Genomic DNA, 5,296 nt, shown 5'->3' with positions numbered 1-5,296 from the left:
TTGAATCATGAGCAACTCACCTCGTCAAGCTAAAATCACTAAATTACATGGCTACATAAAACATGCCTGAAACAAGGTTGTGCAAATATTATCAGCCGCTTAGGCTCGGAAAGCCACGCAACTTCCGTCTAATGATACCGCGCGCCGCCATGCAATGCGCGCCGTGGCGGCCATGGCGCCGGCGCACCGGCCAGCAGCGGCTCAATGATGGCGGCCTTGTCGGTCTGGCTATCCTGCAGCGCCTCGATGAAATCGGCGAACCACTGCTGGATCGAGTGCCGCCGCAGCCTGTCCATCATCGCTTCATAGCGCATGCGCCGTTCCGACAGCGGCATCGAAACCGCCATCGCGATGGCCCGCGCCATGCCCTCGATATCGTGCGGATTGACGACCAGCGCGGTGTCGAGCTCGTTCGCGGCGCCCGCGAATTTCGACAGCACCAGCACGCCCGGATCGGCCGGATTCTGAGCCGCGACATATTCCTTTGCGACCAGGTTCATGCCGTCATGCAGTGGCGTCACCACGCCGACCTGCGCGGTGCGATAGAGGCCGGCCAGCACGCCCTGGCCATAGCCCTTGTTCAAATAGCGGATCGGGGTCCAGTCCGCCTCGCCATGGCGGCCATTGACGTCGCTGACCAGCCTTGCGACCTCGTTCTGCAAATTGCCATAGGCCTCGATCGAGCCGCGCGACGGCGTCGCGATCTGCAGCAGCGATACGGCGCGAACCAGCGAGGGGTGCGCGGTCCACATCTGGTCGAAGGCATTGATCCGGTTGAGCAGTCCCTTCGAGTAATCCAGCCGGTCGACGCCGATCGCAAGCTTCTCGCCGTTCAGGCTGCGCCGCAGTCGCGACACGTCGGGATGCGTCACCGCCTTGGCAGCGCCCTGCGCGAACTTCTCCGCGTCGATCCCGATTGGAAACACCCCCAGCCGTGTGCGGCCATGGTTGGAGACCACCATATGGTCATGGATCGGGAGTCCGAGATCGGAACGGACATAGGCGAGGAAATTCTCCCGATCGCCCTCGGTCTGAAAGCCGATCAGGTCATAGGCCAGCATCGCCTCGATCAACTCGCGATGACGCGGCACGCTCTCGACCACACCGCGCTCGGGCCATGGCGTGTGCAGAAAGAAGCCGACCGGCGCGGTCACACCGAGATCGCGCAATTCGGCGCCGAGCGCCAGGAAATGATAATCCTGGATCCAGAAGGCGGTCCCGGGCCTGTTGAAGCGCAGCAATGCGCGTGCCATGAAGGCGTTGACTTCGCGATACGACACATAGTCGCCATGTGACACCCGAATCAGGTCGCTGCGCGAATGCAAGGCCGGCCAGAGCGCGGAATTGGCAAAACCCTCGTAATAGCCGCCGTAATGCGCTGCCGGCAGATCGAGCAAAGCCAACGCGCCTTCGCCCAGCGGCTCGATTTCGGCAAACGGTTCCTTGACCGCGCCGTCACGCACCCGGCCCGAGGAACCCACCCAGATCGCGCCCGAGTTCTCGACGACCGGCAGCAAAGCGGCGGCCAGCCCGCCGGTCATGGGTTCATTGGCTTTTCCGCGCGAAACGCGGTTGGAAACGACGACGAGGTTCACAGGTCCGCTCCTGAAGTCCGCCGTGTTTAACTAACGTTCATCATTATGGTTCCCGGACACCCTTTCAACGAAATGAAACCAAATTCGGGCTCGCGCGGGGTGGAACGGCGGCGGAGTCAATCAGGGAAATTGTCGCGGGCGCGCTTTTCGGGCCCTGGAACTGTGTCCCCGGTCGGTCTTTGTCAAGACAACCACGACCACACCAGGTCGATTATGGTTTCGCTGCGGAGCCACCATCATCAAGCAAGCGGGCGAGGAACTCCCTGACATCTTGCGGGGCATCAAAATGCCCGGCGACGCCCTGAGCACGCCGGCCGACGGAGAACGCCAGCCCGTCGAAATCCGGCATGATCGCAAATACTGATTCGTCCGTGACGTCGTCGCCGATGAAGAAGGGACGGCGGCCCCTGAACGGCTGATGCGTCATCAATGCGCGCACGCCGCTCGCCTTGGTGAAACCGGCCGGCTTGATTTCGCAGACACACTTGCCCGGCAGCACCTCGATCGGCGCATCCGGCAGGTCGGCCCTGATCAGCGAAACCGCTTCGTAGATCGCCTGTTCCGCATGCGGCGCGAGACGGTAATGCAGCGCCAGCGAATATCCCTTGTCCTCGAGCAGGATTCCCGGACTAAGCCGGGCAATTGCAGCCAGACGGCGCTTCAATTCCTGGTCCATCTGCGGCGCGCGTGTCGCGGCCGAATCGCCATCGCCCCGCAGCCGCATTTCCGCGCCATGACCGCCAATGGCCGGAAACTGGTCCGGCGCGAAGATCAGGTCGATGTCATTCAACGAACGCCCGCTGACCAGCGCCAGCGCGCCCGATGTGCGCGACAGCAAGCCGCGCAGCGTCTCGGCAAGACCCGGGGGCACCCAGACTTCGCGCGGCGTCGGCATCAGATCGAGCAGCGTGCCGTCGATGTCGAGCAGGATCGCCGTGTCATCCAGATGCGGCACCAGCGTGCGCGGCAGCGGAACGGCGTCGGCCACCGCCGGCGGGGATTCTTTTCGCAATGGCATCTCGGCGATATCCTCGTTCAAGCCGGTGTTGGAGCCTTGTTCGAAGCCTTGGTTCATCATTCTACTCCACAATGGCAAGCGGCCGCGCCACCGATTCCAGCGGCCGGCGCTCGGCCGCGACGCAATACCGCCAGGCGACAAGCGCGGCGGCGATCATCAACGCCGATCCGAACAGGTAGCCCAGGAAGACCCTTGGGCGCGATCCGGTATCGATCAGCGCGCCGAACAGCGCCGGTCCCGCGACCCCGCCAATCCCGGTGCCGATGGCATAGAACAACGCGATCGCCAGCGCCCGCACCTCGAGCGGAAAGGTCTCGCTGACGGTGAGATAGGCCGCGCTCGCGGCGGGCGAAGCGAAGAAGAAAATCACCATCCAGGCGACGGTCTGGCTCTGCGCGCTCAAGGCGCCGATCGAGAACAGATAGCCGGACAGCGCGAGCAGCACGCCCGATGCGCCATAGGTGAACGCGATCATGGCGCGTCGACCGAGCGTGTCGAACAGCCGGCCGAGCAGCAGCGGACCGAGGAAATTGCCGGCGGCGAACGGCAGGATGTACCAGCCGACTTGGTCGGAGGCGATGCCGTAGAAGTCGATCAGCACCAGCGCGAAGGTGAAGAAGATGGCGTTGTAGAAGAAGGCCTGCGCGACCATCAGGACCAGCCCGACCAGCGCCCGCTCGCGATAGGACGACAACAGCGTCCGCGCGACCTCGCCAAGCGGGGTGTGATCGCGCATCTTGAGCCGGATGGTCGCAAAGGCGTGACCATCCAAATCCTGCGCATGTCCGATCGCGCTGCGTTCGATATCGGCGACGATCGCCTTCGCGCGCTCGGGATGACCATGGATCATCAGCCAGCGCGGGCTTTCCGGAATCCACATCCGCATCACGAAGACGATCAGGCCGAGAGCCGCGCCGGTGAAATATGCCAGCCGCCAGCCGAGATCGGGCCCGGCGTGAGCGGGATCGAGCAGCACGATCGCGCTGCCCGCACCGAGCGCGGCGCCGAGCCAGAAACTGCCGTTGATGACGAGGTCGGTCCAGCCGCGATAACGCGCCGGCACCAGTTCCTGGATCGTGGAATTGATCGCGGTATATTCGCCGCCGATGCCGGCGCCGGTCAGGAACCGGAACACCGCGTAGCTTGCGACGCTCCACGAGGCCGCGGTCGCGGCCGTTGCCGCGAGATAGAGCGCGAGCGTGATGAAGAACAGCTTCTTCCGCCCGATGCGATCGGTGAGCCAGCCGAAACCCAGCGCGCCGAGCACGGCGCCGGCGAGATAGGCGCTGTTGGCAAGGCCGACATCGAAATTGGAGAAATGCAGCGTCGGGCTCTCCTTCAGCGCCCCGGACAAGGCGCCGGCCAGCGTGACTTCCAGCCCATCCAGGATCCAGGTGATGCCGAGCGCGAGCACGACGCGGGTGTGAAAGCCGCTCCAGGCGAGGCTGTCCAGTTGCGCGGGAATGGTGGTCTCGATGATTTCATCTTCGCTTCGCCGCATCGCCGCAGACATCGGGACCGAAGTGGGGGCCAGGTTGGCGGCCAAGTCGACGGGAGCGGCGTTATCCCCAGCCAGGCGGTGCTGCAAATTCATTGGGTTGGACCAATGTGAAAAAGCCCGGACCGCGATGATCCCAAGGCGCGATGATCCCAGGCCGTCGAGGCGCGCTGACGGCATAAGGTCATGCCGCCCCGCGACAACGTTGCGGCGCGGCGAGGGTTCCGCCGCAAAAGATTGCAGGAACAGAGCGCCGCCCTGTCCGTTTTCCAAGATAACCTTCCAAGGAAACCCATCTTTCCAAGGAAACACATGGAGTTATCGATGGTCGCGCGCAAAAAGGCCGCCGCACGCAAAACCGGCCCGCGAAACACAACGCCAGGGAGCACGGCGCGGAAACGCGCGCCAAAGCGCTGGTCGCAACGCGTCACCCGCAACAGCGACGCACTTGATCTCAAGCGCGGCGTCTTCAAGCTCACCAGCGCCAGGAAGATCGCGTCCTCGCTGAAGCGCTCGGCGGAAACGAGTTCGCGCCGCAAGTCGGGTGCCTACCGCTCGGCGCTGTCGATGCTGACCTTCTACATCAACCGCGCCGGCAAGACGCTGCCGAAGACCGAACGCGATCGGCTCGAGCGGGCGAAGGTCGAGCTGAGGCGCCAGTTCGGTCGAGAATAAGCCGTCATTCCAGGATCAGTCACCGGGTCGCGCGAATGCGCGGCCGACGACCGGCTCCGCGCAGACCCGGAATCACGGCCGTTTAAGCCGCCCGAATGGTCTGCATGAAGCGATCCAGTTCGGCGCGCAGCCGCGTGCTCTCGCTCGACAAGGCCTTGGCCGAGCTCAGCACCTCCTCCGAGGCCGAGCCGGTTTCGGCGGCGCCACGATTGACCTTGACGATGTTGGCGGCGGCCTCGTGCGTGCCGTGCGCGACCCGCTGAACGTTGCGGGCGATCTCCTGCGTCGCACCGCCCTGCTGCTCGACCGCGCTGGCGATGGCGGAGGCGATGCTCGAGATCTGGCCGATCGTCGAACCGATCTCCTTGATCGCCGCAACCGACTGCTGCGTCGCGTCCTGCATGCCGGAGATATGCTGCGAGATCTCGTCGGTTGCCTTCGCGGTCTGACTGGCGAGCGATTTGACCTCGGAGGCGACCACGGCAAAGCCGCGGCCGGCATCGCCGGCGC

At 64.2% G+C, this 5,296-nt stretch carries 5 protein-coding genes; 1 reads left to right on the top strand and 4 read right to left on the bottom strand.

Features of this window, described 5'->3' with window-relative positions:
- Window positions 1-128: 128 nt before the first annotated feature.
- The 3 genes from WCB02_RS10325 to WCB02_RS10315 all read right to left on the bottom strand — a co-directional run bounded on the left by WCB02_RS10325 (window position 129) and on the right by WCB02_RS10315 (window position 4,114).
- Window positions 129-1,595: a trehalose-6-phosphate synthase gene (locus WCB02_RS10325; RefSeq protein ID WP_423957984.1), complete on the bottom strand. Its 1,467-nt coding sequence runs from the start codon at window positions 1,593-1,595 to the stop codon at window positions 129-131.
- A 211-nt stretch (window positions 1,596-1,806) separates the two neighbouring features.
- Window positions 1,807-2,613, bottom strand: coding sequence for a trehalose-phosphatase (gene otsB, locus WCB02_RS10320; RefSeq protein WP_423957985.1), 807 nt, complete (start codon window positions 2,611-2,613; stop codon window positions 1,807-1,809).
- Between the two features lie 61 nt (window positions 2,614-2,674).
- On the bottom strand, window positions 2,675-4,114 hold the full coding sequence (locus WCB02_RS10315; protein ID WP_423957983.1) for an MFS transporter: 1,440 nt from the start codon (window positions 4,112-4,114) through the stop codon (window positions 2,675-2,677).
- Between the two features lie 321 nt (window positions 4,115-4,435).
- Here WCB02_RS10315 and WCB02_RS10310 point away from each other — a divergent pair, with 321 nt between their 5' ends.
- Window positions 4,436-4,786 carry a DUF3175 domain-containing protein gene (locus tag WCB02_RS10310; protein ID WP_423957982.1) on the top strand — a complete coding sequence of 117 codons (351 nt, stop codon included), beginning with the start codon at window positions 4,436-4,438 and terminating at the stop codon, window positions 4,784-4,786.
- An 82-nt stretch (window positions 4,787-4,868) separates the two neighbouring features.
- Here WCB02_RS10310 and WCB02_RS10305 read toward each other — a convergent pair.
- Window positions 4,869-5,296: methyl-accepting chemotaxis protein (locus tag WCB02_RS10305; protein WP_423957980.1), on the bottom strand; the 428-nt coding region annotated here is incomplete at its 5' end.

Origin of the sequence: Bradyrhizobium sp. (assembly GCF_049581145.1) — a bacterium.
Taxonomy (GTDB): Bacteria; Pseudomonadota; Alphaproteobacteria; order Rhizobiales; family Xanthobacteraceae; genus Bradyrhizobium.
This window is presented reverse-complemented; position numbering and strand designations above follow the sequence as displayed.

What these genes read in the sequence shown, in the direction of transcription:
- otsB (WP_423957985.1), bottom strand. Translation starts at nt 2,613, where the DNA reads ATGCCATTGCGAAAAGAATCCCCGCCGGCGGTGGCCGACGCCGTTCCG.
- WCB02_RS10315 (WP_423957983.1), bottom strand. Translation starts at nt 4,114, where the DNA reads ATGCGGCGAAGCGAAGATGAAATCATCGAGACCACCATTCCCGCGCAA.
- WCB02_RS10310 (WP_423957982.1), top strand. Translation starts at nt 4,436, where the DNA reads ATGGTCGCGCGCAAAAAGGCCGCCGCACGCAAAACCGGCCCGCGAAAC.